Origin of the sequence: Saccharothrix luteola (assembly GCF_020859565.1) — a bacterium.
Taxonomy (GTDB): Bacteria; Actinomycetota; Actinomycetes; order Mycobacteriales; family Pseudonocardiaceae; genus Actinosynnema; species Actinosynnema luteola.
The window spans coordinates 86,585-111,700 of sequence record NZ_JAJHUO010000018.1; the positions used below are offsets into that span (position 1 = coordinate 86,585).

The 25,116-nt window shown below is 72.8% G+C and carries 27 protein-coding genes; 11 read left to right on the forward strand and 16 right to left on the reverse strand.

Translation table 11 applies throughout. From position 1 onward, the window contains the following. Positions 1-157: 157 nt before the first annotated feature. From LNK82_RS24765 to LNK82_RS24780, 4 genes are all read left to right on the forward strand, one after another. Positions 158-1,585: a DUF5691 domain-containing protein gene (locus LNK82_RS24765; RefSeq protein ID WP_230569387.1), complete on the forward strand. Its 1,428-nt coding sequence runs from the start codon at positions 158-160 to the stop codon at positions 1,583-1,585. Further along, positions 1,582-2,670, forward strand: a complete 1,089-nt coding sequence (locus tag LNK82_RS24770; protein ID WP_230569388.1) for an ATP-binding protein — start codon at positions 1,582-1,584, stop codon at positions 2,668-2,670. The genes LNK82_RS24765 and LNK82_RS24770 overlap by 4 nt, the downstream gene beginning before the upstream one ends. Beyond that, the gene (locus tag LNK82_RS24775; RefSeq protein WP_230569389.1) at positions 2,670-4,886 is read left to right on the forward strand and encodes a DUF5682 family protein; all 2,217 of its coding nucleotides are present in this window, start codon (positions 2,670-2,672) and stop codon (positions 4,884-4,886) included. The genes LNK82_RS24770 and LNK82_RS24775 overlap by 1 nt, the downstream gene beginning before the upstream one ends. Before the next feature lie 287 nt (positions 4,887-5,173). Continuing rightward, on the forward strand, positions 5,174-6,364 hold the full coding sequence (locus LNK82_RS24780; protein ID WP_372470629.1) for a VWA domain-containing protein: 1,191 nt from the start codon (positions 5,174-5,176) through the stop codon (positions 6,362-6,364). 4 nt (positions 6,365-6,368) lie between these two features. On the opposite strand, the gene LNK82_RS24785 is transcribed toward LNK82_RS24780, so the two are convergent. Together LNK82_RS24785 and LNK82_RS24790 are read right to left on the reverse strand one after the other, a co-directional pair. Then, positions 6,369-6,833, reverse strand: a complete 465-nt coding sequence (locus tag LNK82_RS24785) for a hypothetical protein (RefSeq protein ID WP_230569391.1) — start codon at positions 6,831-6,833, stop codon at positions 6,369-6,371. Between the two features lie 60 nt (positions 6,834-6,893). After that, positions 6,894-7,367 carry a hypothetical protein gene (locus LNK82_RS24790; protein WP_230569392.1) on the reverse strand — a complete coding sequence of 158 codons (474 nt, stop codon included), beginning with the start codon at positions 7,365-7,367 and terminating at the stop codon, positions 6,894-6,896. Between the two features lie 204 nt (positions 7,368-7,571). Here LNK82_RS24790 and LNK82_RS24795 point away from each other — a divergent pair, with 204 nt between their 5' ends. The 3 genes from LNK82_RS24795 to LNK82_RS24805 all read left to right on the forward strand — a co-directional run bounded on the left by LNK82_RS24795 (position 7,572) and on the right by LNK82_RS24805 (position 10,440). Further along, positions 7,572-8,330: a DUF2470 domain-containing protein gene (locus LNK82_RS24795; protein ID WP_230569393.1), complete on the forward strand. Its 759-nt coding sequence runs from the start codon at positions 7,572-7,574 to the stop codon at positions 8,328-8,330. A 24-nt stretch (positions 8,331-8,354) separates the two neighbouring features. After that, positions 8,355-9,119 (forward strand): CPBP family intramembrane glutamic endopeptidase, encoded by a 765-nt coding sequence (locus LNK82_RS24800; RefSeq protein ID WP_230569394.1) that lies wholly within the window; start codon positions 8,355-8,357, stop codon positions 9,117-9,119. A gap of 97 nt (positions 9,120-9,216) precedes the next feature. Beyond that, entirely contained in the window at positions 9,217-10,440 is a 1,224-nt protein-coding gene (locus LNK82_RS24805; protein ID WP_230569395.1) for an alpha/beta hydrolase family protein, read from the forward strand. A 60-nt stretch (positions 10,441-10,500) separates the two neighbouring features. Here LNK82_RS24805 and LNK82_RS24810 read toward each other — a convergent pair whose 3' ends face one another. Both LNK82_RS24810 and LNK82_RS24815 read right to left on the reverse strand, forming a co-directional pair. Continuing rightward, positions 10,501-12,564, reverse strand: coding sequence for a caspase, EACC1-associated type (locus tag LNK82_RS24810; protein WP_230569396.1), 2,064 nt, complete (start codon positions 12,562-12,564; stop codon positions 10,501-10,503). A 1-nt stretch (position 12,565) separates the two neighbouring features. Continuing rightward, positions 12,566-12,925 carry a hypothetical protein gene (locus LNK82_RS24815; RefSeq protein WP_230569397.1) on the reverse strand — a complete coding sequence of 120 codons (360 nt, stop codon included), beginning with the start codon at positions 12,923-12,925 and terminating at the stop codon, positions 12,566-12,568. Positions 12,926-13,124: 199 nt separating this feature from the next. Here LNK82_RS24815 and LNK82_RS24820 point away from each other — a divergent pair, with 199 nt between their 5' ends. Next, a complete protein-coding gene (locus LNK82_RS24820; RefSeq protein WP_230569398.1) occupies positions 13,125-14,372 on the forward strand; it encodes an arginine deiminase in 1,248 nt (415 codons plus the stop codon). A gap of 105 nt (positions 14,373-14,477) precedes the next feature. After that, positions 14,478-15,038 carry a ferritin gene (locus tag LNK82_RS24825; protein ID WP_230569399.1) on the forward strand — a complete coding sequence of 187 codons (561 nt, stop codon included), beginning with the start codon at positions 14,478-14,480 and terminating at the stop codon, positions 15,036-15,038. Positions 15,039-15,097: 59 nt separating this feature from the next. On the opposite strand, the gene LNK82_RS24830 is transcribed toward LNK82_RS24825, so the two are convergent. The 8 genes from LNK82_RS24830 to LNK82_RS24865 form a co-directional block, all read right to left on the reverse strand. After that, a complete protein-coding gene (locus LNK82_RS24830; RefSeq protein ID WP_230569400.1) occupies positions 15,098-15,604 on the reverse strand; it encodes a YajG family lipoprotein in 507 nt (168 codons plus the stop codon). A gap of 37 nt (positions 15,605-15,641) precedes the next feature. Next, positions 15,642-15,863, reverse strand: a complete 222-nt coding sequence (locus LNK82_RS24835; RefSeq protein WP_230569401.1) for a hypothetical protein — start codon at positions 15,861-15,863, stop codon at positions 15,642-15,644. After that, the gene (locus LNK82_RS24840) at positions 15,833-16,264 is read right to left on the reverse strand and encodes a hypothetical protein (RefSeq protein WP_230569402.1); all 432 of its coding nucleotides are present in this window, start codon (positions 16,262-16,264) and stop codon (positions 15,833-15,835) included. Before LNK82_RS24840 ends, LNK82_RS24835 begins: the two co-directional genes overlap by 31 nt. Beyond that, complete coding sequence (locus LNK82_RS24845; protein WP_230569403.1) at positions 16,261-17,001, reverse strand: hypothetical protein; 741 nt, start codon at positions 16,999-17,001, stop codon at positions 16,261-16,263. The genes LNK82_RS24840 and LNK82_RS24845 overlap by 4 nt, the downstream gene beginning before the upstream one ends. Further along, positions 16,998-17,519, reverse strand: a complete 522-nt coding sequence (locus tag LNK82_RS24850) for a SigE family RNA polymerase sigma factor (protein WP_308257263.1) — start codon at positions 17,517-17,519, stop codon at positions 16,998-17,000. The genes LNK82_RS24845 and LNK82_RS24850 overlap by 4 nt, the downstream gene beginning before the upstream one ends. A gap of 86 nt (positions 17,520-17,605) precedes the next feature. Beyond that, positions 17,606-17,929 (reverse strand): DUF952 domain-containing protein, encoded by a 324-nt coding sequence (locus LNK82_RS24855; RefSeq protein WP_372470630.1) that lies wholly within the window; start codon positions 17,927-17,929, stop codon positions 17,606-17,608. Positions 17,930-17,990: 61 nt separating this feature from the next. Further along, the gene (locus tag LNK82_RS24860) at positions 17,991-18,938 is read right to left on the reverse strand and encodes a DUF5926 family protein (protein WP_230569404.1); all 948 of its coding nucleotides are present in this window, start codon (positions 18,936-18,938) and stop codon (positions 17,991-17,993) included. 15 nt (positions 18,939-18,953) lie between these two features. After that, positions 18,954-19,658 carry a glycerophosphodiester phosphodiesterase family protein gene (locus LNK82_RS24865; protein WP_230569405.1) on the reverse strand — a complete coding sequence of 235 codons (705 nt, stop codon included), beginning with the start codon at positions 19,656-19,658 and terminating at the stop codon, positions 18,954-18,956. A gap of 139 nt (positions 19,659-19,797) precedes the next feature. Here LNK82_RS24865 and LNK82_RS24870 point away from each other — a divergent pair, with 139 nt between their 5' ends. After that, on the forward strand, positions 19,798-21,030 hold the full coding sequence (locus tag LNK82_RS24870; RefSeq protein ID WP_230569406.1) for a cytochrome P450: 1,233 nt from the start codon (positions 19,798-19,800) through the stop codon (positions 21,028-21,030). A 10-nt stretch (positions 21,031-21,040) separates the two neighbouring features. Here LNK82_RS24870 and LNK82_RS24875 read toward each other — a convergent pair whose 3' ends face one another. From LNK82_RS24875 to sigJ, 4 genes are all read right to left on the reverse strand, one after another. Then, positions 21,041-22,069 (reverse strand): glycerophosphodiester phosphodiesterase, encoded by a 1,029-nt coding sequence (locus LNK82_RS24875; RefSeq protein ID WP_230569407.1) that lies wholly within the window; start codon positions 22,067-22,069, stop codon positions 21,041-21,043. 24 nt (positions 22,070-22,093) lie between these two features. Continuing rightward, the gene (locus LNK82_RS24880; RefSeq protein WP_230569408.1) at positions 22,094-22,288 is read right to left on the reverse strand and encodes a DUF397 domain-containing protein; all 195 of its coding nucleotides are present in this window, start codon (positions 22,286-22,288) and stop codon (positions 22,094-22,096) included. Positions 22,289-22,302: 14 nt separating this feature from the next. Continuing rightward, on the reverse strand, positions 22,303-23,130 hold the full coding sequence (locus tag LNK82_RS24885) for a helix-turn-helix domain-containing protein (protein WP_230569409.1): 828 nt from the start codon (positions 23,128-23,130) through the stop codon (positions 22,303-22,305). A gap of 250 nt (positions 23,131-23,380) precedes the next feature. Continuing rightward, positions 23,381-24,286, reverse strand: coding sequence for an RNA polymerase sigma factor SigJ (gene sigJ, locus LNK82_RS24890; protein ID WP_230569410.1), 906 nt, complete (start codon positions 24,284-24,286; stop codon positions 23,381-23,383). 65 nt (positions 24,287-24,351) lie between these two features. Between sigJ and LNK82_RS24895 the strand changes: the two genes are divergently transcribed. Further along, the gene (locus tag LNK82_RS24895; protein ID WP_230569411.1) at positions 24,352-25,116 is read left to right on the forward strand and encodes an SDR family oxidoreductase; all 765 of its coding nucleotides are present in this window, start codon (positions 24,352-24,354) and stop codon (positions 25,114-25,116) included.

Below are 25,116 nucleotides of genomic sequence, written 5' to 3' on the forward strand. Positions count from 1 at the left end.
GAGGAACCGCGACCCACCAACCCCACCCCGACCACCCCCGCCCCACCAACCACCCTCACGCCACCCTCCGACCGACCGCCAACCCGACCGCCCCGACCCCGATCCCGACCGGGCCCCCGATCCCGACCGGGCCCGCGATCCCGACCGGCGGCCGGCCATGACCCTCCAAGCCGAATGGGACGAAGCCGTCCAAGCGGCCCTGATCGGCGCACACCGCGCGGGCACGACGCCGACCGCCCTGCTGGACCGCGTCGCGGCCCTGGGCCTGGCCGCACACGGAGCCCAGCTCCCGCCGCCCGTCGACACCCCGCCGCTGCCCGCCGCCCCGGCGTCCGACGACGTGCGCGCCCACCCGGCCGCGAGGTCCGTGCTGGTCCAGATCCTGGCCCTGGACGACCAGGTGCTGCTCACGGAGTGGTGCGGCATGGCCAAGACGGCACGCGTCGTCGCCGACCACCGCGAGCTGCCCGCGTTGCTCGGCCTGGGCACCGCGCACCCCGGCCTGCGCCCGGCCGTGTCCGCCGTCCTCGGCGCCCGCGGCCGGTGGCTGGCGGCCATCCGCCCGACCTGGGCCTGGGCCGCGACCGGCGCGGTCGCGGAGGAGATCGACCTCGACCAGGCCCTCGACCTGCCCGGCACATCCCGCCTCGCCGCCCTGCGCCGCGCCCGCCACCAGGACCCGACCGGGACGCGCGCGTTCCTGGCCGCGCAATTCGAGGTCCAGCGCCGCGCCACCGACCGCCAGGTGCTGATCAGCGCCCTGGAGGCGAACCTCGGGCCGGACGACGAACCGCTCCTCGAACGCGCGCTGGACGACCGCGCGATCGGCGTGCACGACGAGGCGTTGCGGCTGCTGCGCACCCTGCCCGCGTCCGACCTCGCCGAACGCGCCGCCGAACGCCTGCACCGCGGCCTGTGGCTGACCGCGGACGGCTTCGACGTGCAGACCGACGAGCTGTGGGCCGAAACCTCGCCGGAGCCGGACGAGGCCCGTGACCTGCTGAAAGACGGTTCCGAGGCGGGTGTCGCGGGTCGGTTGCGCGGCGCGGCGGCGAGCGTGCCGCCACAGCACTGGACCGGCCGGCTGAACACCGACGACGAAGGCGCCGCCGCCGAACTCGCGCGCGGCCCGTGGGCGAGCTCGTTGCTGCGCGGCGTGGCGCAGAACCTGAAGCTGGCCGACGACGCCCGGCCGTGGGCGGTCGCGGCGACCCGGTCGCTGACCGGTATGGAACAGCTCGAAATGCTCGGCGGCCTGCCCGCCGAGCTGGCCGCGCGCACCGTGGTCGAGGTGTCGCGGCAGTGGAACTACGACCTGCTCGACCACGCGTGCTCGCAGTTGCCCGGGCCGTGGAGCGCACGGGCCACCGCGGACCTGCTCGACCGCTACGCCGGGATGCGCGACCCGAGGTGGCGCGCCGGCCGTCCGCCCGCGGTGCTGCTGGCCAGGGGTGACGCCGAGGTCCTCGGCGCGAACTGGGCCCGTATCACCGAGCGCTGGCCCGAGCACACCGTCGAACTCGACGTCCTGCGCCTGCGCATGCAGCTGCGCGAGGCGTTCAACCACCGGGAGGAAAGCCAGTGACCACCGAATCTGTGCTGCGGCCCGCCGCGGAACAGCAGTACGCCGCCGAGCTCGCGGCCCTGGCGGCGGCGGACGACCGGCCCCGCCCGCCGCGTTGGCGGATGTCGCCGCAGGCGGTGGTCACCTACGTGCTCGGCGGAACGCTCCCGGACGGCACGGTGATCACCCCGAAGTACGTCGGCGAACGGCGGCTGGTCGAGATCGCCGTCGGCACGCTGGTCACCGACCGGGCGTTGCTGCTGGTCGGCGTGCCGGGCACGGCGAAGTCGTGGCTGTCCGAGCACATCTCGGCGGCCGTGAGCGGCAACTCGACGCTGGTCGTGCAGGGCACCGCGGGCACGGGCGAGGACCAGGTCCGCTACGGCTGGAACTACGCGCGGCTGATCGCCGAGGGGCCGTCCGAGGCGGCGGTGGTGGCCAGCCCGGTGATGACGGGGATGCGCGACGGCGCGGTGGTCCGGGTCGAGGAACTGACCCGGATGCCCGCCGAGGTGCAGGACTCGTTCATCACGATCCTGTCCGAGAAGACGTTGCCGATCCCGGAGCTGGGGATCCAGGTGCAGGCCGTGCCGGGGTTCACCGTGATCGCCACCGCGAACGACCGCGACCGCGGCGTGAACCAGATGTCGTCGGCGCTCGCCCGCCGCTTCAACACCGTCGTGCTGCCGCCGCCCGCGACCGAGGACGACGAGGTGGAGATCGTGTCGGCGCGTGCCGCCCAGCTCGGCCGGGCGTTGCAGCTGCCCGCCGAGCCGCCGGCGTTGGAGGAGGTGCGCCGGGTGGTGCGGATCTTCCGCGAGCTGCGCAACGGGTCCACTGTGGACGGCCGCACGCAGCTGAAGAAGCCGAGCGGCAGCCTGTCCACGGCCGAGGCGATCTCGGTGGTGACCAGCGGCATGGCGCTGGCCGGGCACTTCGGCGACGGCACGATCACCGCCGACGAGCTGGCGTCCGGCCTGCTCGGCGCGGTGGTGAAGGACCGCGTGTCGGACACGGCGGCGTGGCAGGAGTACCTGGAGGCGGTGGTGAAGGAGCGCGCCGAGTGGCGTGATCTGTACCGGGCTTGCCAGGACACGGTGGGCTGATGGCACGCGACCAGCCTTTGCCGGAACGGGTGACGTTGCTCGGCATCCGGCATCACGGTCCGGGTTCGGCGCGCATGGTCGCGGCGGCGTTGGCGGCCGTGCGGCCGGAGGTGGTCCTGATCGAGGGACCACCGGAGGGTGACGCCCTGTTGCCGCACGTGCCGAACCTGACCCCGCCGGTGGCGTTGCTGCTGCACGACGAGGCGGAGCCGGCGCGGGCCGCGTTCTGGCCGTTCGCCGAGTTCTCGCCGGAGTGGCGGGCGATGACGTGGGCGCACGCGAACGGCGTGCCGGTGCGGTTCTTCGACCTGCCGGCCGCCGCGTCCCTCGCCGACCCCGAAACGCCCGACCTCCCCGACTCCCCCGACTCCGCGGACGCACCGAAAGCGGCGCTCGACCCGCTCGGCACGCTGGCCGAGGCGGCGGGGTTCGACGACCCCGAGCGCTGGTGGGAGGACGTGGTCGAGCACCACACCGACCCGCGTGACCTGGCCGAGGCGGTCGCGGAGGCGATGGGCGCGTTGCGGGAGGAGTTCGCCGACCAGGTGGACGCCCGCACGTTGCGCCGGGAAGCCGCGATGCGGCAGAACGTCCGGCAGGCGTTGAAGGACGTCGAGGGCCCGATCGCGGTGGTGGCCGGCGCGTGGCACGTGCCCGCGCTGCGCACCCTGCCGCCCGCGTCGGTCGACGCCGCGGCGCTGAAAGGCTTGCCGCGCAACAAGATCTCCGGCACGTGGGTGCCGTGGAGCCACGGTCGGCTGGCGGCGTCGTCCGGTTACGGCGCGGGTGTTGCTTCGCCGGGGTGGTACGCGCACTTGTGGGAGTGCGCCGAACGCGGCGACGCCGTGCCGCGGTGGTTCGCGAAGGCGTGCGCGGTGTTGCGGGCGGAGGACTTGCCCGCGTCGACGGCGAGCGCGGTGGAGGCGGTGCGGCTGGCGGACGCGTTGGCGGCGATGCGCGGGCGGCCGTCGCCGGGGCTTTCGGAGGTGATGGAGGCGTCGCTGGCGGTGTTGTGCGGCGGTGACGCGACCCCGCTCCGTTTGGTGCACGAGCAGTTGGTGGTCGGTGAGCGGTTGGGCGTGGTGGGCGACGACGTGCCGACGTCACCGCTGGCCGCGGATCTGGCGCGGTGGCAACGCCGCCTGCGGATGCCGGCCAGTGCGGCGATCAAGCCGATGCGCTTCGACCTGCGCAAGGACACCGATCGTGAGCGCTCGAAGTTGTTGCGGCGCTTGGAGGTCCTGGACGTGCCGTGGGGCACGCCGGACACGACCCGGACCCTGGGCACGTTCGCCGAGGCCTGGCAGCTGCACTGGCGGCCGGAGTTCGCGGTCGCGCTGGCCGTCGCCGCCCGGCACGGCACGACGGTCGAATCCGCCGCCCGGACCGTGCTGATCGCCCGTGCCGCGGCGGCCACCCGGGTGGTCGACGCCGCCGAAGCGCTGAGCCAGGCCGTGGGGTGCGAGATCCCGGAGGCCGTCGCCGCGTCCCGCCAGGCCCTGGACCGCTGCGCCGCCGCCGCGACCGATGCCCTGGAACTCCTCTCCGCCCTACCGGACCTGGCGACCACCGTCCGCTACGGCTCGGTGCGCGGCACGGACCCGGAGCTGCTTCGCGTCGCGCTGCACGGCTTGCTGGCCCGCGGCGCGGTCGGCCTGCCGCTCGCGTGCCGCGGCGTGGACGAGGACACGGCGGAACGCGCGGTCAAGGCGGTCGAGGGCGCGGACGACGCGGTCCGCCTGGCCGCCGACGACGAGCACCGCGACACGTGGCAGCGCGCGCTGAAATCGCTGGTCGCGATGCCCGACGCGCACGGCCTGCCCACGGGCCGCGCGACGCGCCTGCTGTGGGAGACGGGTGCCCTGGACTCGGATGAAGTCGCCACCCGCCTGCACCGCGCGGTCTCGCTGGCCGCCGGCGCGACCGCGTTCGTGGCGGGCTTCCTGCGCGGGTCGGCCGCGCTGCTCACCGCCGATCCACGCCTGTTCGGCGTCGTGGACGAGTGGCTGACCGGCCTGTCCGGCGCGGATTTCGCCGCCGCGCTGCCGCTCCTGCGCCGTGCGGTGGGCGACTTCAGCCCGGCCGAGCGCCGGATGCTCGGCGACCGGGTCAAGGGCACGACGGCGGGCGGTGCGATGGCGGCGAGCGACTGGGACGAGGAGCTGGCGGCACGTCTCGCCGGCCACGTGCGCGATCTGCTGGGCGCGGGCGCGTGACGCGCGTGGCCACGCGGCAGGGGCGGTCCCGTCCGGCGGCCCGCAGGCGAGGCGGCAGGGCGACCGGCGGCGGGGGCGGCAGGTGGCGGGCGGGGTGTCGGGTGAGGGCGGCGGGTGGTTGGGAGGTGGCGGGTCGGGGTCGTGTGGTGGGCGGGGTCGGGGGTTGGGATGGGTGGTGGTTGGTCGGGGCTCCTCATGGTTTTAACCGAGGGGCGGTAACAGTGTTTCCGTACATTTTCGGGCGATGATCACCCGATGGTGTGACAGAGGGCCCTGGGGTGGCCGGGATGGCAGGTGGGCGCGTGACGCAGGATATCGCGGTTGAGCGGCAGCGGCGGTGGAGGTTGTTGTTGGGTGGGGCGGCGGGGGATCTCGGCCCACTCGGTGAGGACGACCAGCGGCGGGATTCCGCGTTGACCGGGTTGTACGGCGGCGGTGGGGACGCGGTGGACGCCGGCGGCAAGCGCAGTGCCGGGTTGGGTGGGTCGTCGCCGGTGTTGCACCGTTGGCTGGGCGATGTCCGCACGTACTTCCCCAGCTCGGTCGTCCAGGTGATGCAGAAGGACGCGGTGGAGCGGTTGGGGTTGCGGCAGTTGCTGCTGGAGCCGGAGCTGTTGTCGAGCGTCGAGCCGGACGTGAGCCTGGTCGGCACGTTGGTCTCCCTCTCCCGCGCCATCCCCGAACGCACCCGCGAGACCGCGCGCGCCGTCGTCCGCAAGGTGGTCGAGGACATCGAGCGCAAGCTCGCCGACCGCCTCCTCGCCGCCGTGCACGGCGCGATCGACCGGTCCCGCCGCACCAGCCGCCCACGTCTGTCCGATGTGGACTGGAACCGCACGATCCGCAAGAACCTGCGCCACTACCAACCCGACCAGCGCACGGTGATCGTGCAGGACCTGGTCGGCAACAGCAGGCGCAGCCGCCAGGCCTCGCTGCGGGACGTCGTCCTGCTGGTCGACCAGTCCGGCTCGATGGCCGAGTCGGTCGTCTACTCCGCCGTGCTGGGCGCCTCGCTGGCCTCGCTGAAGGCCGTCGACACGAAGCTGGTCGTGTTCGACACCGAGGTGGTGGACCTGACCGAGCAGCTCAAGGACCCGGTCGACCTGCTGTTCTCCACCCAACTGGGTGGCGGCACGGACATCAACCGCGCCGTCGCCTACGGCCAGTCACTGGTCCGCCGCCCGACGGACACGGTGATGGTCCTGATCAGCGACCTCTACGAGGGCGGTGTGGCGCGGGAGTTGCAGCGGCGCGTCCGGGAGCTCGTGCAGAGCGGGGTGACGGTGGTGGTGCTGCTCGCGCTGTCCGACAGCGGCACGCCCGCCTACGACCACGAGCTGGCCGCGAAGCTGTCCGAGCTGGGCGCGCCGGCGTTCGCGTGCACCCCGGACCGGTTCCCGGACCTGCTGGCCACGGCCTTGCGCCGCGAGGACGTCGCCGCGTGGGCCGAGCAGAGCGGCATCCCGGTGGGCCGGTGAGCCCTCACCGGATGACGATCCGGCCGAGCGTCATGAACGGCGCGCCCCTGGTCAGCACGGCCGTCCGGCCCCGCGGGTCGGGTCCGGCCAGCCACACCCGGCCACCGCGGCGGATGTTCTCGCGGACGCGTTCGGGGATCTCGGCCAGCCGCAGGAACGTCCGGTCGGAGCCCGCCGTCTCCAGGTACGTCTGCCGCCCGACGCGCGTGCGCCCCGGCACGAAGTGCACCGAAACGGCGTGCCTGGGGTAGGTGTCGAGCAGCCGCCGCAGCGCTCGTCGCGAGAAGAAGTGCCGCAGCCCGGGCACGGCGAGTTCCACGCACAGCGGCGTGAGCACGAACACCCAGCGCGACCCGACCCACTCCGACACGACCCACAGCGTCAGGAAGGCGAACAACGCCAGCCCGACGAACCCGACCGCGCGGCGATCCGCACTGGTCAGGCACTTGTCCACCCAAGCCTCGCCCACCACCGCTCCCAGCAAACCAGAAGTCCTCCCCGTGGGTAACCGAATAGATGATCACCAAACTCACCGGCGGACGACCTTCGCCGGGAACAGCTTCGGCACGCCCCGGAACGTGACCACGGTGTTCCCGGCGCGGTCGGGCGCGACGACCCACGCGCGCCGGTGCCGGTTGATCCGCCCGCGGGCGACGGGTCCGGCGCTCACGTCCAGCACCAGCGGTCGCGGCCCGTGCACGACGAGCAGCCCGCCGCGCCAGTGGACGCGCACGTAGACCCACGCGTGCTCGCCGAGGACCTCGGGCAACACCTGCCGCCGCGTCAGCCCGAACCCGAGGACGAGCACGGAGAACAGCAGCAGCACGAGCGGCAGGGCGGACGTCACGGTGAACACGAAGATCAGCGCGAGTTGCAGCACGAACGCGAGCGCGCCGACCACGACCCAGCCGAACGCCCGCCGGCCCGCGATCTCCATGCAGTACCGGGTCCACCGGTCATCGAGGGCCGCACCCCGGGTGGACGGCTTGTTCGGCACGACCACGAGCCACCTCCGCCAGGCGAGCCAAGGTTACGACGAACGCGCGGCCCGCCGAATCGGCCAACCGGACCGTTCCGCGTGCCACCTCGGCACGGCCGCGGCGGACCCCCTAACCTGCCTGGACGACTCCGGTCCGGTAAGCCGGTCGTGGGACTACCGCCGCAGGGCTCCATCAAGTTAGGCTGCCCTAAGTTGGGAGGTGAGCGGGTGAACGAGACACGTCGTCCGCCGGCGCCGCATCCGGCGGAGCGGGCCCGCACGATCGCCGTCCGTGGTGGGCGCGCGGCCCTGCTGCCGTCCGGCGGCACGGAGAACCGGATCACCCCGGTCCTGCACCACGTCCACCCGGACGGTGACGCGACGATCGTGCTGCCCGACGGGCACCCGCTGGTCGAGGCCGCGCGCGGGACCGAGGTGACCGCGATGCTGGAGCTCGCCGACCAGGCGCCCGTGCAGCTGCGGGAGCCGGTCCGCGGGCTGCTGTGGATCACCGGGTGGCTGCGCACGCTCACGCCGGGGGAGGCGCGCGAGGCGAGCCTCCAGGTCGCCGAGGCGCGTCCGGACCCGCGGCTGCTCGACGTCGGGCACGGCGCGTCGGCGCTGCGGCTGTCGCCCGCGTCGCTGGTGGTGGCCGACGGCGAGGGCACCACGTCGTTGCGGCCGGAGTTGTTCGCGCAGGCGGAGCCGGACCCGTTCGCCGCGCACGAGGACCACTGGCTGCGCCACCTGGAGCTGTCGCACCGGGACGTGGTGGGCCTGCTCGCCCAGCACCTGCCGGACGAGCTGAGGGGCGGTCACCTCCGCCCGCTCGGCCTGGACCGCTTCGGCCTGCGGCTGCGGGTGGAGATGGCGGACTCCGACCACGACGTGCGGATCGCGTTCTCCCGACCGGTGGGCACGGCGCAGGAGCTGGCCGCGGAGCTGCGTCGCCTGATGGGCTGCCCTTTCCTGGCGCAACGCCGGTGACGGGGGCGCGGTTAACGTAGGGGCGTGATCGAAGACCTCGACGCCCGGACGCGCCGCGGCTACCGGCTGGAACTGCTGCTCGTGTTCGCCGTGACGCTCGGGTTGTCCGGCGCGCGCAGCCTGGTGCGGCTGCTGGACAGCCTGCTCGACCCCGTGCCGCTGAACGAGCAGAAGGTCGCGATCAACGTCCCGCAGGCGCGGTTCGACCTGCTCGACCTGATCGCGCAGCTGCTCGGGGTCGTGCAGCTGGCGGCGTGGGGCGGGCTCGGCCTGTACCTGCTGTGGCAGGGCGGCATCAAGCTGAAGGCGCTCGGCCTGGACCGGACCCGGGTCGGGCCGGACGCGCTGGGCAGCCTCGGGCTGGCGGCCGTGATCGGCATCCCGGGGCTGGTCTTCTACCTGGTCGCGTGGAACCTGGGGCTGAACCTGGCCGTGCTGCCGTCCACGTTGGACTCCTCGTGGTGGCGCAGCCTGGTGCTGGTGCTGTCCGCCGTGGGCAACGCGTGGGCGGAGGAGGTGCTGGTCGTCGGGTACTTCATCACCCGGCTGCGGCAGCTCGGGTGGCGGGAGGACACGGCGTTGCTGGCCAGCGCGGTGCTGCGCGGCTCGTACCACCTGTACCAGGGGTTCGGCGGGTTCATCGGCAACGTGGTGATGGGGCTGGTGTTCGGCAAGGTGTGGCAGCGCACGAACCGGCTGTGGGTGCTGGTCGTGGCGCACGCGCTGCTCGACGTGGTCGCGTTCGTCGGCTACACGCTGCTGCGCGGTCACGTGTCCTGGTTGCCCTGAGGTCCTCCCCGCGACGGACGTCCGGTCAGCCGCGAGGCGGACGCGTGGCGACAGCTGCCCCCGACAGCATCAGGTGACCCGACAAGAGGGGGAACTGATGCGCACCACAGCGCTCACCGTCGCGGCCATCGCGACCCTTGGTTTAGCCGCACCCGCCGCTGCCGACACCGGCGTGCGGATCGCCATGCCCGAGCTGAGCGGCCGGCACGCCGTCGGCACCGCGGAGCTGCACCTGGTCGACCGGCGGCCGGACCCGTGGCGGCCGGCGGAGGACCGGGAGGTGATGGTCACCGTCACCTACCCCGCGCACGGCTCCCCCGGCGAACGCGCGCCGTGGATGACCTCGGGCGTGGCGGCGGCCGTCGACCGGGAGGCGGGGCTCGTCGGCATCCCGTCCGGCGCGGTCGACTGGGGTTCTCCCCGGCGGCACGCCCGCACCGGCGCGCCGGTCCTCGGCCGGTGGCCCGTCGTGCTGCACTCGCCCGGTTTCGGCTCGGCGCGGGAGCTGAGCGCGGGCCTCACCGACGACCTGGCGAGCCGCGGGTACGTCGTCGTCTCGATGTCGCACACGCACGAGTCGCTCGCGGTCGAGTTCCCGGATGGGCGGGTCGAGCCGCCGATGATCGACGAGGACGACCCCACCCAGTTCAAGACCGCGCTCGACGCTCGGGTGGCCGACACCCGGTTCGTGCTCGACCAGCTGGGTTCGATCGCGCGCGGGCACAACCCGGACGCGGAGCGGGACCCGTTGCCGCGTGGGCTGGGCCGTGCGCTCGACCTGTCGCGGGTCGGCATGTTCGGCCACTCGTACGGCGGGTTCACGGCGGGCGAGACGATGGTGAACGACCGGCGGATCGACGCCGGGATCAACGTGGACGGCGCGATGTCCCACGGCTTCGGCGACGACTACCGGCCCGGTGAGGTCGTGACGCGCGGGCTGGACCGGCCGTTCATGCTGGTGGGCGGGGATTTCGTGGACCCGGGGACGGGCGGGCGGATCGAGCACTCGCACCTGACGCCGGAGTTCGACCCGACGTGGGCGGACTTCTGGGTGAGCCGGCGCGGGTGGAAGCGCGACCTGCACTTCGACCGGGGCACGCACTACAGCTTCACCGACCTGCAGTTCGCCGTGCCGCAGCTGGGTGGGGTGATCAGCCCGGAGACGCAGCGGGAGCTGGTGGGCGAGATCGACGCGACCCGGTCGTTGGCCGCGCAGCACGAGTACTACGCCGGGTACTTCGACCTGCACCTGAAGGGGCGGGACACCGGGCTGTTCCGGGGCGACTCGCCGCAGCACCCCGACGTGCGGTTCATCGCGTGAGCGTTCAACTCGGGGGTCGTGAACGTAGGACTCTCGCGTTCTGGACGTAGGACACGCGGGTCAGTGGACGAGGAGGAAGCGGGAGGTGGTGTGGGCGGCGGCGGTGACGACGGTGCGGGCGACGCCGGCCGAGTCCAGCAGGGTCTCGTCCAGGTCGGCGACGGTCAGGGCGGCGTTCTCGGCGATCCGGGCGGCCGGTTCGGCCAGGGCCGCGGCGAAGGCGCGCCAGCCGGCGATCTCCTCCGGGCCGCCGGTGGCGTCCCGCGCGAGCAGGGAGCCCAGCTCGGCCAGGCCCACGCCACCGCCGCGGATCACGCCCTCCCGCACCGCGCCGTCCACCGCGCGCACGGCCCGCCGCACCTTGTCCACGTCACCGGCGGGTGCCCGGACGAGAGCGGCCGTGTGGCCGCGGTTCACCCCGGGGTGCCCCAGCACCGTCGTGTCCCGTTCGGTCACCACGACCCTCGCGGCGCGGCCCAACGACGACTTCAACGCCGGGTCGCTCCCCCAGTACGGGTAGTGGATCGCGCCGCCGACCACGCCCTGGAGCCGCTCCACCTCGTCCAGCTCGGCGGTCACCGCGACCACGTCCCGCGTCTCGCCCAGCCGCAGCAGCTCGGCGAGCTCCGCGTGCGGCAGCATCTCGCAGACCACGAGCAGCGGGTGCTCGCCGAGCTCCAGCCCTCCCGTCAACCGGTCGACGTCGGTCAGCCGACCGGCGGCCAGCAACACCCACGCGTCCTGCAGCACAACCGTGCCCCCGACGGTGTCCGTGACGAACCGGTCGGACGCGTAGCCGCGGTCCAGGCGCAGGCCGCGGTGGAACTCGAACTCCAGCTCGAACCGCTTGCTCTCCTCGACCAGGACGGGACCGACGGCCACGGCCCCGACGAGCCGGCCGACCTCGGGGTCGCCCGAAGCGGCGGTGGCCAGCTGGGTCAGCTCGGCCGGCTGCAACGGCCGCGCCAGGGACCGTTCGATCAGCTCGGTCGCACGGGCGGCGGCGGCCGTGACGCCGCGCAGCAGCCGCACCGGGTTGTGCCCGTCGCGCATCGCGTCGACCAGCCCGCCGATCGCGCCGCGCGCCACGGCCACCGCCGACGCCGCGCCGTCGCCCGCCTCCCGCCGCACCTGGAGCACCAGGTCGCGCACGTACCCCGCGCCGAGCCGGTCACGCGGGTCGTCCGGCTCGAACGCGTCCACGATCGCCGACGCGTCCGACAGCTCCACCGGCCGCCGGTCGACGAACACCACGGCCCGGCGCCCCATCGGGCCCAACGTCCGGCACACCGGCTCGGCGGCGGCCCGGAAACCGCGCGCCACCAACAACTGCCCGGACGTGTACGACGCCGTGCCGCGCGGCCGACGTCCCGCCGCCCCGCCGGCCCGCGCGATCCGCAGCGGCTGCGAGGAGCCGTGCGCGAAGTACTGCGGCGTCTGGTCGGGACGCCTGGCGCGCACCTCGCCCTGCGCGTACTTGAACAGCTCGTCGACGTCGATCCACCCGTCGCCGTCGAGGTCGGCGGCGCCGCCGGCCAGGCCCTCGATCAGCACGTCGGTGAACAGCGACGCGAGCGGCGCGTCCAGCGACAGCGAGTCCTGCTCGAACGCGTACTCGTAGGCGTTGGACGCGGTCATCACCACGTACCCCGAGCCCGAGCCGTCCAGGTCCGCGCCGTCCAGCACGCTCGTCCCGCCCGCTTTGAAACCCTCGACGAACGCGCCGCTGAAGCAGCAGTCCAGCAGCAGGACCCGCCCGGACGCCCGGCAGTCCTCCAGCTGCTCGTTGAGGAACGAGCGGGGTATCGCGGTGCCGGCGGGCCGGTCCTGCACGGTGTTCGACGCGGCGAAGTACAGCCGCCGCGCGGCCGTGGTCAGGCCGTGGCACGAGAAGTACAGCAGCACCAGGTCGTCGGCCTCGCGCGGCGCGAGCAGGTCCTCGACGGCGCGCCGGATCTCGTGGTCGGTCCGGTCCCGCAGCACCTCGACCGTGGTGAACCCGCCGACGTCGGGGTCCTCCAGCACGGCGGCGAGCCGTTCCACGTCCTGCTCCGGCGCGCGCAGCCGGCTCAGCCGGACGTCCTCGTACTCGCCGGTCGCCACCAGGAGCGCGTGCCGGCCCACCTCACCCCTCGCCCTCGTGCTCGCGCAGCCACGCCTCCAGCAGGGCCTTCTGCGAGCGGGCGTCCACGCCCTCGACGGTGATCTCGTCGTCCCCGGTCTTGACCGTCACCTTGCGCGCGCTGCCGCGCTGCACGAACGACGTGACCACGGACGCGACGGCGGCGGCCACGGCGGCGGGCAGCGCGCCGTTGAGCACGAGCTCGGCGACGGTCGCGCCCGCGCCGCTCTTGGAGCCCTCCGGCGACGCGGCGGGCGCGGGTCGCGCGTCGACCTTCGCGCCCCTGACCAGCTCTTGCAGCAACTGGCTCGTCGCCGAGGCGGCGTTGCCCGGCGCGTCGACGAACAAGCGGAAGTCCGACACTCATCCTCCCCCGGTAGAACACGATCATCCCGCAACCACGCCCCCGGACCGGTAGTCCACGTGACAACGCAACGTTCCTGAAGCCCTCTCGTCCAATCACGCAACGAATCGCCGTTCCAAGGCCGTCATACGATCGAGCTTCGCCGGAACGGACCACTCAGAGCTGCTGATCCGACCGACCTCGGGTTACCCTCGACCCGTGACTGCGCACATCGCCCAGACCGCGTCCACCGACGGCGAGCCGGCAGCGGCGCCCCGCGTCGACAGCGAAGTCGGCCCCCTGCGCACGGTGCTGCTGCACCGTCCCGGCGCCGAGCTCAAGCGGCTCACCCCGCGCAACAACGACCAGCTGCTGTTCGACGGCGTGCCGTGGGTCGACCGGGCCCAGGAGGAGCACGACGCGTTCGCCGAGCTGCTGCGCGGGCGCGGCGTCGAGGTGCTGCTGCTGGCGGACCTGCTGGTCGACGCGCTGCACGACGACCGGGCCCGGATCGCGGGCATCCACAGCGCGGTCAACGAGCGGCGGCTGGGCATCGACCTGGCCGACGCGCTGCGCTCGCACCTGGCCTCGATCAGCCCCGACCAGCTGGCCACCGCGCTGATGACCGGCATGACGTTCGAGGAGCTGCCCGCCGCCGAGGGCGCGTCGCTGGTGCGCAAGATGCACCACCCGATCGACTTCGCGGTCGACCCGCTGCCGAACCTGCTGTTCACCCGAGACTCGTCGGTGTGGGTCGGCGACCGGGTCGCGATCACGTCGCTGGCGCTGCCCGCGCGCGACCGGGAGACCGCGCTGACCGACCTGATCTACGCCTACCACCCGCGGTTCCGCAAGACCGGCCGCGCGTACGGCGCGCACTCCGCGCCGGTCGAGGGCGGTGACGTGCTGCTGCTCGCGCCGGGTGTGCTCGCGATCGGCGTCGGCGAGCGGACCACGCCGGCCGGCGCGGAGTCGTTCGCCCGGTCCGCGCTGGCCGACGGCCTGGCGCACACCGTGCTGGCGGTGCCGATCACGCAGGAGCGGGCGACCATGCACCTGGACACGGTGTGCACGATGGTCGACCGGGACGCCGTGGTGATGTACCCGGCGGTGCGGGACAACCTGTTCGCGTTCCCCGTGCGGTCCGACGGCGCCGGCGGCGTCGTGGTCGAGGACCGGCGGCCGTTCCTGGAGGCGGCGGCCGACGCGATGGGCATCGAGCGGCTGCGCGTGATCGACACCGGCCTCGACCCGGTGACCGCCGAGCGCGAGCAGTGGGACGACGGCAACAACACGCTGGCCGTCGGGCCCGGCCTGGTGGTGGCCTACGAGCGGAACGTGGAGACGAACGCGCGGCTGGAGGACGCGGGCGTCGAGGTGATCCGGATCAGCGGCTCCGAGTTGGGCTCCGGTCGCGGCGGGCCGCGCTGCATGTCGTGCCCGATCGACCGCGCGCCGCTGGTCTGAAACGTCCCGGAAAGGGTTGCCTAAGCTTTCTTCGGCAACCCTTTCCTTACCTTCGTAAGGCTTACCTGAAATGCATTAAAGCGCACTTTCGGTTATTCTGCGAGTATGGCTGTCAACTTGAAGAAGATTACCGCCGCGCGTTCCTCGAAGTTCCACGACCTGCTCCAGGAGCAGGTGCGCAACGAGTTCACGGCCTCGCAGCAGTACGTGGCCATCGCGGTCTGGTTCGACGCCGCCGACCTGCCGCGCCTCGCTTCGCACTTCTACAAGCAGGCGCTGGAAGAGCGCAACCACGCGATGATGATCGTGCAGTACCTGATGGACAACGGACTGCCGGTGGCCATTCCCGGTGTGGACGACGTGCGCAACGACTTCACCGCGCCGCGCGAGCCGGTCGCGCTCGCGCTGGAGCAGGAGAAGAAGGTCACCGAGCAGATCGTCGCGCTCGCCAAGACGGCCCGCGACGAGGGCGACTACATCGGCGAGCAGTTCCTCCAGTGGTTCCTGAAGGAGCAGGTGGAGGAGGTCGCGTCGATGAGCACGCTGCTCACCGTGATCGACCGCGCCGACGGCAACCTGTTCCACGTGGAGGCCTTCCTGACCCGCGAGAGCGTGGGCGAGGAGGCCGACAGCGGCACGCCGCGCGCCGCGGGTGGCGCCGTGTAGAAGCCGACCGCCGACAGCGAACGACGCCCGTCACCCCCTCGGGGTGGCGGGCGTCGCGGTCAGTTCAGGCAGCCGTGGCCTTCCCTGGTCAGACCGATGCCGGTGAGGGTGTCGCCCGCGTCGCGGAAGTAGAACCACAACCAGGTCCCGCCCTCCGCCGCGCGGACGAACCCGTGCGGCGTCTGCTCGACGTCCGGGTAGACCTCGTGCATGCGGGCCCGCGAGTCGCCGAGGCGCAGTCCCTCCGGTGTGCGGGCGCCCGACTCGACCCGCAGGTCCACCGCGACGCCGTTCTGCAGGCCGACCCAGCCCTCGACGGCCTCCAGCTCGTGCACCGGGCACGAGAACGCGGGCTCCGTGATCTCCTCGCCGACCTCACCGGTGGCCTTGAGCTGCGCCAACGACATCCCCAGCCGCACCGAGCCGATGCCGCGGGCGTCGAGCACGGCCGGGTCACCCGCCCCGGACGTGCCGCTGGCGTTCGTGATGGGTGGCACGACCTGCGGCGCGGACGACTCGCAGGCGGTCAGCAGCAGGGTTGCCGCCACCACGACCAGCCGCTTCATCCGTCCATCCTCCCGCTCGGCCGTGCCCGCGGCATGATCAGTTGAAGCAGGCCTGACCCCGGCGGACCAGCGCGGTGCTGCCCCGGAACTGGTAGTTCACGTCGTCGGTCACCCACACCCTGAAAGCGGCCGTCACACCGCCGCCATTCTGCCAAGGCACGCCGCTCGGGTAGGTCTCGGCGAGCCGCGGGTCGCCCGGGCCGATGTCGACCGGCAGGCCCTCGGCGGTCACGGCGCCGTACTCCAGCAGGATCGCCATGAGGCCTTGGCCGTCCTGGATCGGATCCACGCGGAGCCGTTGCCGGACTTCAGCGGGTACATGTCGCACAGGGCGCTCATCCGCAGCGTCGGCTCCCCGACCAGACCGGTGGCCACGAGCTGCTCGCGCGTCATGCCCAGCTCGATCGCGCCGAACGCGGAGTGGCTGAGCACCGGCGTCGTGTCCACGACCACGGTCTCCTGCACGGTGCTCGTCACCGTCGACCGCACCGTGACGGTGCTCGGCGCGACGGCCGACGTGCTCGACGGCGCGGTCGTCGTGACCGCGGTCGTGGTCGTCGACGCGGACGACGCCGAGCCGATCGACGCGTCCTGCTGCGCCGTGCACCCCACCAGAGCCAGACCGGCGACCACCAGCACCACACCACCCATGACCTTCATCGCTGTTCCCCCTGCTGCGCGCAGTCGGCGGTGAGCCGCTGCATCCGAATTCCGACAACCCGCTCCGCGTCCAGCGCGAACACGTACATCCAGCCCACGTCACCGGTCATGGGGACCTGGTAGCCCCCGTGGGTCGGTTCCCCCTGCGGGTACTGCGCCTTCACCTGCTCCAGTGTCGAGCCGACGCCGATCCCCTTCGACGTCCGGCCGGCCGCGGGCAACGTGATGCGCACGACGCCCTGGCCGGGCGCCACGAGCACGGCGTTCGCGGTGCCCGGTTCGCTCGTCCACGTGAACGCCGCGCACTCGCCGCCGGGCGCGGCGGTCACCAGACCGGTGGCCGCCACCTCCGGCGCGGTCATGCCGAACTTCACCGCGCCGTACCCCACGTCCGGCCGCGCCGGACCCTTGGTCACCATCACCGTGACCGTCTCCACCACGGTGTGCGGCGGCGGCGCGACCTCGGTCCCCCCGGCGGGCGTCGCCGTCGTGGCGGTCGTGGTGGTGGTCGGCAGCACGGCCGGGTCCACGGACGGCAGGCTCCACGAGCCACCCAGCGCCGACACACCCCACCCGCTCGCCACCAGCGCGACCGCCGTGACCGCGCCCACCACCGCGGTCCGCCGGTGACGCGCCCTGCGCGCCCCCGCCACGACCACCTCGATCGCGTCCGGCCTGGCCCGCACGTCCAACCGGTCGTCCCGCAGCAACCGGCCCAGCTCCTCCTCGAGGTTCACCCCGACTCCCCCAGTCGTGCGCGCAAGGTCGCCATCGCCTTGCTGTTCTGGCTCTTGACCGTGCCCGCGGACACGCCGAGCGCGTGGGCGATCTCGGCCTCGGACAGACCGTCGTAGAAGCGCAGCACGACCACGGCGCGCTGACGCGGCGGGAGCGCCCGCAGCGCCTGCCACAGCGGCTCGTGCTCCAGGCGGTCGTGCCCGGCCGCGGCGACCGCGTCGGGGAACTCCGCCACCAGGTCCTCACGCCGCCGACGGCGCCACCGGCTGGTGTTGGCGTTCGCCATGGACCGCCGCACGTACGCCAAGGGGTCGCCCTTGCGCAGCACCCCCGCCCACCGCGCGCCGACCTTCTCCAGCACCGTCTGCACCAGGTCGCCCGCGTCGTGCGGGTTGCCGGTCAAGGCGTGCCCGTAGCGCAACAGGCCCGGCAACGACATCCGCACGAAGTCGGCGAAGTCGGCCGTCGTCCCCCCACCACGATCGGTGGCTCTTTCCCCCGGCAAGACCGCGGTCACCTCGAAACCCCCCTCGGACGGCGGCCCCTCGGCCACCGTCGGAGAGGACACGTTCGAGAGGGGGTGTCGGTTGCCTCAGACCGAGGTCACAAAACGGGCAACGGCCGGAAGGCGCCGTCGGAGTCCGGCGTGAACTCGTGCACGGCCACCACCGCGTCGGCCGGGATCGGCCCGTAGACGTGCGGGAACCACGGGCCGTCCTCGGTCTCGCCCGGCTCCCACAGCACGGGCAAACCCTCTGGGTCGATCACCAGCAGCACGAGGTCGTGCCGGTGCGGGTACAGGCGGTTGGCGGGCAGGTGCACCGTCCCGGGATCCGAGCAGTGCACGAAACCGTCGAGGTCGAGCGGGATCGCGCCGTCCTCGCGGGCCCGCCTCCAGTCCGCCTTCGGGCTGATCCGCAGGATCACTCCGACTCCTCACTTGTCCACAGGACCCTGTGGACAAAGCTGGGGATACCTGTGGACAGGTTCAGCGCAGGGTGATCTGCCGGCCGCGCAGACCGTCGCGCGCCCGCCGTTCCTGCTCGGTGAGCGGTTCGGCGTCGAGGCTGGTCAGGGCATCCCGCAAACGATTGCCCAACGCCTCCGCGCCCGGCGCCCACTCGCTGGAGTGCAGCTCGCGGTCCAGGTCCCACACCGGGACCAGCAGGCCGTGCGCGCGGAACGACCCGGCGTACCGGGAGCCCTCGCCCAGGTCGAGCTCGCCGCGCACGGACAGCCGGGCGAGCGCCGCGAGCAGCGCCTCCTCCGGCTCGGGGCGGACCCAGCGCAGGTGCGCCTTGTCGCCCGCGTCCACCCAGTAGGCGGCGGCCACGCCGGGCGCGTCGACGCGCTCGGTGGGCAGGATCGCGGCGTTGGCGCGCTCCAGGGACAGGGCGACCTCGCCGGCGGGCTCGTTGTCCGGCGGCAGCCACCACGCGAAGTCGGGGTGAAGCTCGGGGCTCAACGTCGCCTCGACGTCCAGCAGGTCCTGGAGGCGGCCGGGGTTCGAGCCGTCGTCCGTGCCGACGACCGCGAGGGCGTCACCGGTCTTCGCGGTCAGCGCCCACTGCACGGCCCGCGCCAGGTCGCGGCTGAGGTCGCCGGACCGGGTCTGCACCTGGAGGCCGACGAACGCGGTGCCGTCCGAGCGGACGAGGCCCGCCGCCGCCATCGGCAGCACGGTCGCCAGCACGACCTCGCGACCGCCGTCCGCCTTGAGCGGCAGCTTCACCGTGGCCGAGGGGACGAACTCGCGCAGCGCGATCAGCTCCGCCTCGGCGGCCAGGCCCTCGAACGGGCGGGAGACGATCACGTCCGCCGCGCCGCCCGCCGAGCCGTGGCAGGCCTTGTAGCGCTTGCCGGAGCCGCACGGGCACGGCTGCCGCGGGTTGACGCCGTCCGCCGGCTTGTTCTTCACGGCTGTCCGCTTCGCCACCGCGCCTCCTCGGTCTCAGGGCTGGTCGGGCGTCAAGTTATCCGCAAGGTGCTCGCGCGTCTCCTCCGGGTTGTTGGTGGCGAGGAACCGGACGCCCCGCTCACGGCACAACGCGATGTCGGCCGGGTCGTCCACCGTCCACGCGTAGACGCCCTCTCCCCTGTCGGGGTGACGCTTGAGCAGGTGAACACCGGGTCCGGCGTAGTCGGCGAAGTGGGGCTTCACCTTCGGCCACAGCCGGTCGTAGAGCAGGACCGTGGGCACCTCGGGCCTGAGCTTCTTGAACCGGTGCACGGCGAAGACGGAGAACGACATCATCACCGCGTCGACCCGGTGGCGGCCCAGCTCCCCGGCGAGCCTGCGCTCGACCAGGCCCCCGTACCGGACGGGGTGCTTGGTCTCGACGAACAGCCGCTTGCCGTGGTCGGCGGCGAGGCCGAGCAGCGCGTCCAGGGTCAGCACCTCGGCCGGCTCGCCGCCGTGCCAGCTGCCGAAGTCGTGCCGGCGCAGCTCGTCCAGGGTCATCGCGCTGACCACGCCCGTGCCGCCGCTGGTGCGGTCGATGGTGCGGTCGTGCACGCAGACGAGGTGACCGTCCTTGGTGAGCCGCACGTCGCACTCCAGGCCGTCGGAGTGGCGCAGCGCCAGATCGTAGGCGGCGAGGGTGTGCTCGGGGCGGCGGGTGGACGCGCCGCGGTGAGCGATGACTTCGGGTGACACGTCAGGGATGCTCCTGGCGGAGCACGCACCGGGTCAACCTGCGTCGGACGGCGCCGCCTTCGGCGTCGCGACCGCCCGACGCGACCCGACTACTCGAAGTCACAGCTCGCTGAATGTTTGAAACAACAACCACACTCGGATGGACGCGAGCCCTCCTCAAGACCTACCGTCCGTCACCGTGGCCTACTTCGACCAGCACGATCCGGCTTTCATCGCGGATCCGTACCCCGCGTTCGCCGCGATGCGCGCGCAGGGCGACGTGCACTGGCACGAGGAGATGGGCGTCGCGGTGGCGGTGTCGCACGCGGCGGCGTCGGCCGTGCTCAGGCACCGGGCGCTCGGCCGCATCTGGACCGACGCGAAGCCGGTGGACCGGTTCGCGTCGTTCAACCTCCTGCACCGCAACTCGCTGCTGGAGAACGAGCCGCCCACGCACAGCAGGCTGCGCAGGCTGGTGGCCGCCGCGTTCGGCCGCGGTCACGTCGAGCGGCTGCGGCCGTGGATCGCCGAGCTGGCCGACCGCCTCGTGGACGAGCTCGTGGCCAAGATCTCGTCGGAGGGGCAGGCCGACCTGCTGTCCCACGTGGCCGCGCCGCTGCCGGTCGAGGTGATCGCCGAACTGCTGGGCGTGCCCGCGCGCGACCGGGCGCTGCTGCAGCCGTGGTCGAACGCCATCGTGAAGATGTACGAGTACGACCTGGCCGCGGACAAGCAGGCGGCGGCCGAGCGCGCGTCCGCGGAGTTCGTCGCCTACCTGCGGGAGCTGATCGCGCTGCGGCGCACGTCGCCCGGTGACGACCTGGTGTCCGACCTGGTCGCGGTCACCGACACCGACGGCGCGAAGCTGACCGAGGACGAGCTGGTGGCGACCGCCGTGCTGCTGCTCATGGCCGGCCACGAGGCCACCGTCAACGTCATCGGCAACGGCGTCCAAGCGCTGATGAACCACCCGCACGAGTGGCGACGCCTGGTCAACGACCACGCCCTGCTACCCACGGCGGTGGAAGAGCTGATCCGCTACGACTCGCCGTTGCAGCTGTTCGAACGCACCGCCACCGAGCCCGTCACCATCGCCGGCTACCGGGTCGAGCCGGGTCGGAAGATCGCCGCGCTGCTGGGCGCGGCGGCCCGCGACCCCGCGGTCTTCGCCGACCCGGACACCTTCGACATCACCCGCAACCCGAACCCCCACCTGGGTTTCGGCATGGGCATCCACTACTGCCTCGGCGCGCCCCTGGCCCGCATCGAGGTCCAGGCGGCCCTGTCCTCCCTGGCCCGCAAGCTGCCGAACGCCACCCTGGCCGCCGAACCACGCCGCCGCGCCGAGTTCGTCATCCGGGGCCTGCACGACCTGCCGCTGACGTCGGCGTGAGCCGGACGGCTTACCGCTTGCGCGAGTACTTCTTCGGCAGCTTGAAGCCGCGTTCGGCCATCACCGTGCGCAGGCGGTCCGGGTAGTCGGTGATGATGCCGTCCACGCCGTCGTCGATCAGCTTGTGCATGGTGGCCGGGTCGTTGACGGTCCACGGGACGACCTTCAGGCCGTGCGCGTGCGCCTCGTCGACCAGGGCTTTCGTGGTGAACGGGACGTAGTTCGGGTCGCCGACCTCGCCGTTCTGCGGGTTGCCGTGCACCGGGGAGAGCGCGGAGGCACCGAAGCTCTTCACCGCCTCGACCACGCTGCCGCCGAAGTCGGCCAGGTCGAGGCCGCCCGTCCACGGTGAGCCGGGGCGCAGGAACTCGGGCTGGGTCAGCGCGACCAGCGGGAGGCGCGGCTCGGCCTTGCGCCACAGCATCAGCGTGCCCCAGTCGAACGACTGGACGGTGACGTTGCGGAAGAAGCCGGACCTGCGGATCTCGCGGGCCGTGACCTCGACGAACTGCTCGCGCGGCGCGGTCTCGTGCGGCGCGGCGGCCTCGACCTTGGTCTCGATGTTGAACTTGACGGTGAACGCCCGGTAGCTGCGGGCCAGGGCGAAGACCTCGGCCAACGTGGGCATCCGCGCGCCCGGTGACAGCTCCTGGTCCGGGTACTGCGCCCACCGCCGCGAACCGCAGTCCAGCGTGCGGACCTGCGCGAACGTCAGGTCCTTCACGTACTTGCCCGCGTACGGGAACGCCGGGTCGCCGGGGAAGGCGGGCGCGGTGTCGACGCACTTGTTCGGGTTCGTCCTGCGGTCGTGGGTGACGACCTCCCGGCCGTCCTTGGTGATCTGGACGTCCAGCTCCAGCGTCGTGACGCCCAGTTCGAGCGCCTTGGCGAACGCCGCCAACGTGCTCTCGACCGTCAGCCCGATCCCGCCGCGGTGGGCTTGGAGGTCGAACTCCTTCCCGCTGCCGGCGTTCGCCACGCCGGAGCCCAGCCCGGAGGCCAGCAGGGTCAGGATCAGTGCCGCCGCGAGTACCCGCATGGGGTCACGGTGGCACGCGGCCGGTCAGGAGCCCAAGAGCCGGAGGAAGAACGACCACTGAACAGCGGGGAACGCGAGCGTTGCGGCCTGCGGGTTCTTCGAGTCCCGTACGGCGACCGCCGGCCCCGCGAACGCCACCTCCACGCAGTTGGCATTGCTCGCGCCATTGCTCCGACTGCTCTTGCGCCACGCCACGCCGGAGAGGTCCACTGTGGACATTGCCACCGCCTCTTTCACTCGGCCAGAACCCGTTCGATCAAGGCCACCGAATCCTTCGGGCCCAACGCCCGGGAGGCCACGAAACCGAACGTCATTCTAGCCTCCCGCAACTCGCGCTCCTGTTCGATGTGCAGCGCTCCGGTCAGGTACTCGATGTACAGGACCTCCGGCTCGTCCGGCCCCGAGAAGCCCAGCAGCGTGAACGCGGTCGCCATGCCGTCGACGACGCCCTGCTCGTTCGACACCACCTGGATGGTCACGTTGGGCCGCTTCCCCATGTCGAGCAGGTGTGCCAACTGCTCCCGCATGACCTCACGGCTGCCGACCACCTTGCGGAGTGCGGCTTCCTCGATGATCGCGTGCAGCCGCAGGGGGTCGTCCGGATCGGTCAGCCGCGCCTGGCGGATCTGGCGGACCCGGATGTCGTTCTCCAGCCACCGCTTGGTCCGCTTGAGCCGGTGCGCCTCGAACATCGCACGCATGTAGCCGGTCGTCTGGAGCAGGCCCGGGATGATCAACGGCGACAGGTCGCGCACGTCGGACGCCTCGGTCTCGACGTCGATGTAGCCCTGGTTCTCGATGCCGTAGGTGGTCCACCACCCCGGCTCACGGGCTCGCAGCGCCTGGTCGACGAGGTCGGGGTCGTACTGGTCGTAGAGGTCCATCATCGACTTGGCGAGGTGGACGTCGAGGATCGTCTCGCCCTTCTCCAGCCGGTGGAGGGTGGACTTGGTGCGGTAGAGGGCTTTGGCGGCCTCGTCCAGGGTCAACTTGGCCTGGGTCCGCATCCGGGCGAGCTTGCGCCCCAGCCGACGGCGGCGGAACGGTGGCGGGGTGGGCACAGGGCAGCATGATCCGGTGGGACGCGCGGATGCGGGATTCCCGCCGTGCTTCACCGCATCGGGCGGATCTCCCGGCCGCACAGTCGTCCCCGTGGAAGCGAATCTCTTCAGCTTGGTGGACGCGACCGACCGCAGCCGGATCTTCGCCTGGGGCATGGAGGTCCTGGACGAGGACCGCACGGACGCGATCGTCTACCGGCGCGATCCCGAGACCGGCCGGACGTTCATCGGGCAGCACACGTCCGCCGAGTCAGCCCTCAAGCGCTACGGCAGGCGCGTCCCCCTCGCGCTCGTCTGGGAGTACGACGAGGTCCTGGAGGCGCTCGGCGTCGGAGAGGACGTCGATGGCGGCGATCCGGCCGTCCGCGACGACGAACGCCATGACCGACAGCGGCCGGCCGTCGGCCACGACGACGACCCCGGCCGCGCCGTTGACCAGCGCCGGGCGGGCGAACGGCGACAGCCGGCCGAAGGTGACCGCCTGGCCGGCCACGGTGCGGGCACCGGAGAGGGTGACGGAGAAGCGTGAGCCCGCGCCGCCGTCGGAGCGGAGCACGACGTCCGGGTCGAGCACGGCGACCAGGGCGTCGAGGTCACCGTCACGCGCGGCGGCGAAGAACGCGGTCACGACCTCCCGCTGCCGGGTCGGGTCGGTGTCCGGGGTCGGGACGCGGCCCTGGACGCGGCGGCGGGCGCGGCTGGCGAGTTGGCGGGTCGCGGCCGTCGACTTCTCGATCACCGCGGCGATCTCGTCGAACGGCACGGCGAACATGTCGTGCAGCACGAACGCGAGGCGTTCGGCGGGCGTGAGGGTGTCCAGGACGACCAGCAGCGCCAGGCCGACCGAGTCGGCGAGCACCGCTTCGTGCTCGGGGTCGGTGCCGTCGTCGTAGCTGATGACCGGGTCGGGCAGGTGGAGGTCGAACGAGTCCTCGCGCCGCTGCTCGCGCGAGCGCAGGACGTTCAGGCAGAGGCGGGCGACGACCGTGGTCAGCCACGCGCCGAGGTTCTCCACCTCGCTGGTGTCGGCGCGGTCGAACCGCAGCCAGGCGTCCTGCACGGCGTCGTCCGCCTCGGCCACCGAGCCGAGCATCCGGTACGCCACCGCGCGCAGGTGGGCCCGGTGCTCCTCGAAGCGCTCGGTCAGCTCGTCCACCGTGTCACGTTCCCTCCGCGCCGCGGGTCGACGCAGTGGACCCACTCGACATGTTCGGAGGAACAATGACATCCATCCTGGTCACGGGCGGTACCGGCACCCTCGGACGCCTGGTCGTGCCGCTTCTGGACGGGCACCGGGTGCGCGTGCTCAGCAGGCACGGCCACGGGCCGGTCGACGGCGTCGAGCACGTCACCGGCGACCTGCTCACGGGTGAGGGCGTCGAGGCGGCGGTGGACGGCGTCGAGATCGTCCTGCACCTGGCCGGCGGCCCGAAGGGCGACGCGGCGACGACCGGGCGGCTGGTGCGCGCGGCTTCCGCGACCGGTGGTGTGCGGCACTTCGTCCACATCTCGGCCATCGGCGCGGACCGCGTGCCCCTGGCCTGGTTCCGGGAGAAGCTCGGCGCGGAACGCGCGGTGGCCGACTCGGGCCTGCCGTGGACGACCCTGCGGGCCGCCCAGTTCCACGACCTGGTCCTGACCGTGGTGGCGAAGATGGCGAAGCTGCCGGTCGTCCCCATCCCCGGTGGCCTGCGGTTCGAACCGGTCGACGCCCGTGACGTGGCCGAACGGCTGGTGGAGCTGACGCTCGGCGCACCGGCCGGCCTGGTGCCCGACCTGGCCGGCCCGGAGGTCCACGGCCTGGCCGACCTGGTGCGCGGCTACCTGGCGGCACGCGACAAGCGCCGTCCCGCGCTGCCCGTCCGGATGCCGGGCAAAGCCGGCCGGGCCTACCGCGCGGGCGGGAACCTGGCGGGACCAGGAGCCGCGAGGGGTAGGCGGCCCTGGGAGGACTTCCTCGCCGAACGGGTGCCGGCGGACCGCTGA

Excerpts from the sequence above, each read along its gene's own strand:
- LNK82_RS24825 (WP_230569399.1), top strand. The coding sequence starts at position 14,478 with ATGGCTGTCAACTTGAAGAAGATTACCGCCGCGCGTTCCTCGAAGTTC.
- LNK82_RS24875 (WP_230569407.1), bottom strand. The coding sequence starts at position 22,069 with ATGCGGGTACTCGCGGCGGCACTGATCCTGACCCTGCTGGCCTCCGGG.
- LNK82_RS24840 (WP_230569402.1), bottom strand. The coding sequence starts at position 16,264 with ATGAAGGTCATGGGTGGTGTGGTGCTGGTGGTCGCCGGTCTGGCTCTG.
- LNK82_RS24870 (WP_230569406.1), top strand. The coding sequence starts at position 19,798 with ATGGACGCGAGCCCTCCTCAAGACCTACCGTCCGTCACCGTGGCCTAC.
- LNK82_RS24780 (WP_372470629.1), top strand. The coding sequence starts at position 5,174 with ATGGCAGGTGGGCGCGTGACGCAGGATATCGCGGTTGAGCGGCAGCGG.
- LNK82_RS24895 (WP_230569411.1), top strand. The coding sequence starts at position 24,352 with ATGACATCCATCCTGGTCACGGGCGGTACCGGCACCCTCGGACGCCTG.
- LNK82_RS24805 (WP_230569395.1), top strand. The coding sequence starts at position 9,217 with ATGCGCACCACAGCGCTCACCGTCGCGGCCATCGCGACCCTTGGTTTA.
- LNK82_RS24830 (WP_230569400.1), bottom strand. The coding sequence starts at position 15,604 with ATGAAGCGGCTGGTCGTGGTGGCGGCAACCCTGCTGCTGACCGCCTGC.
- LNK82_RS24880 (WP_230569408.1), bottom strand. The coding sequence starts at position 22,288 with ATGTCCACAGTGGACCTCTCCGGCGTGGCGTGGCGCAAGAGCAGTCGG.
- LNK82_RS24765 (WP_230569387.1), top strand. The coding sequence starts at position 158 with ATGACCCTCCAAGCCGAATGGGACGAAGCCGTCCAAGCGGCCCTGATC.
- LNK82_RS24775 (WP_230569389.1), top strand. The coding sequence starts at position 2,670 with ATGGCACGCGACCAGCCTTTGCCGGAACGGGTGACGTTGCTCGGCATC.
- LNK82_RS24835 (WP_230569401.1), bottom strand. The coding sequence starts at position 15,863 with ATGGCGATCCTGCTGGAGTACGGCGCCGTGACCGCCGAGGGCCTGCCG.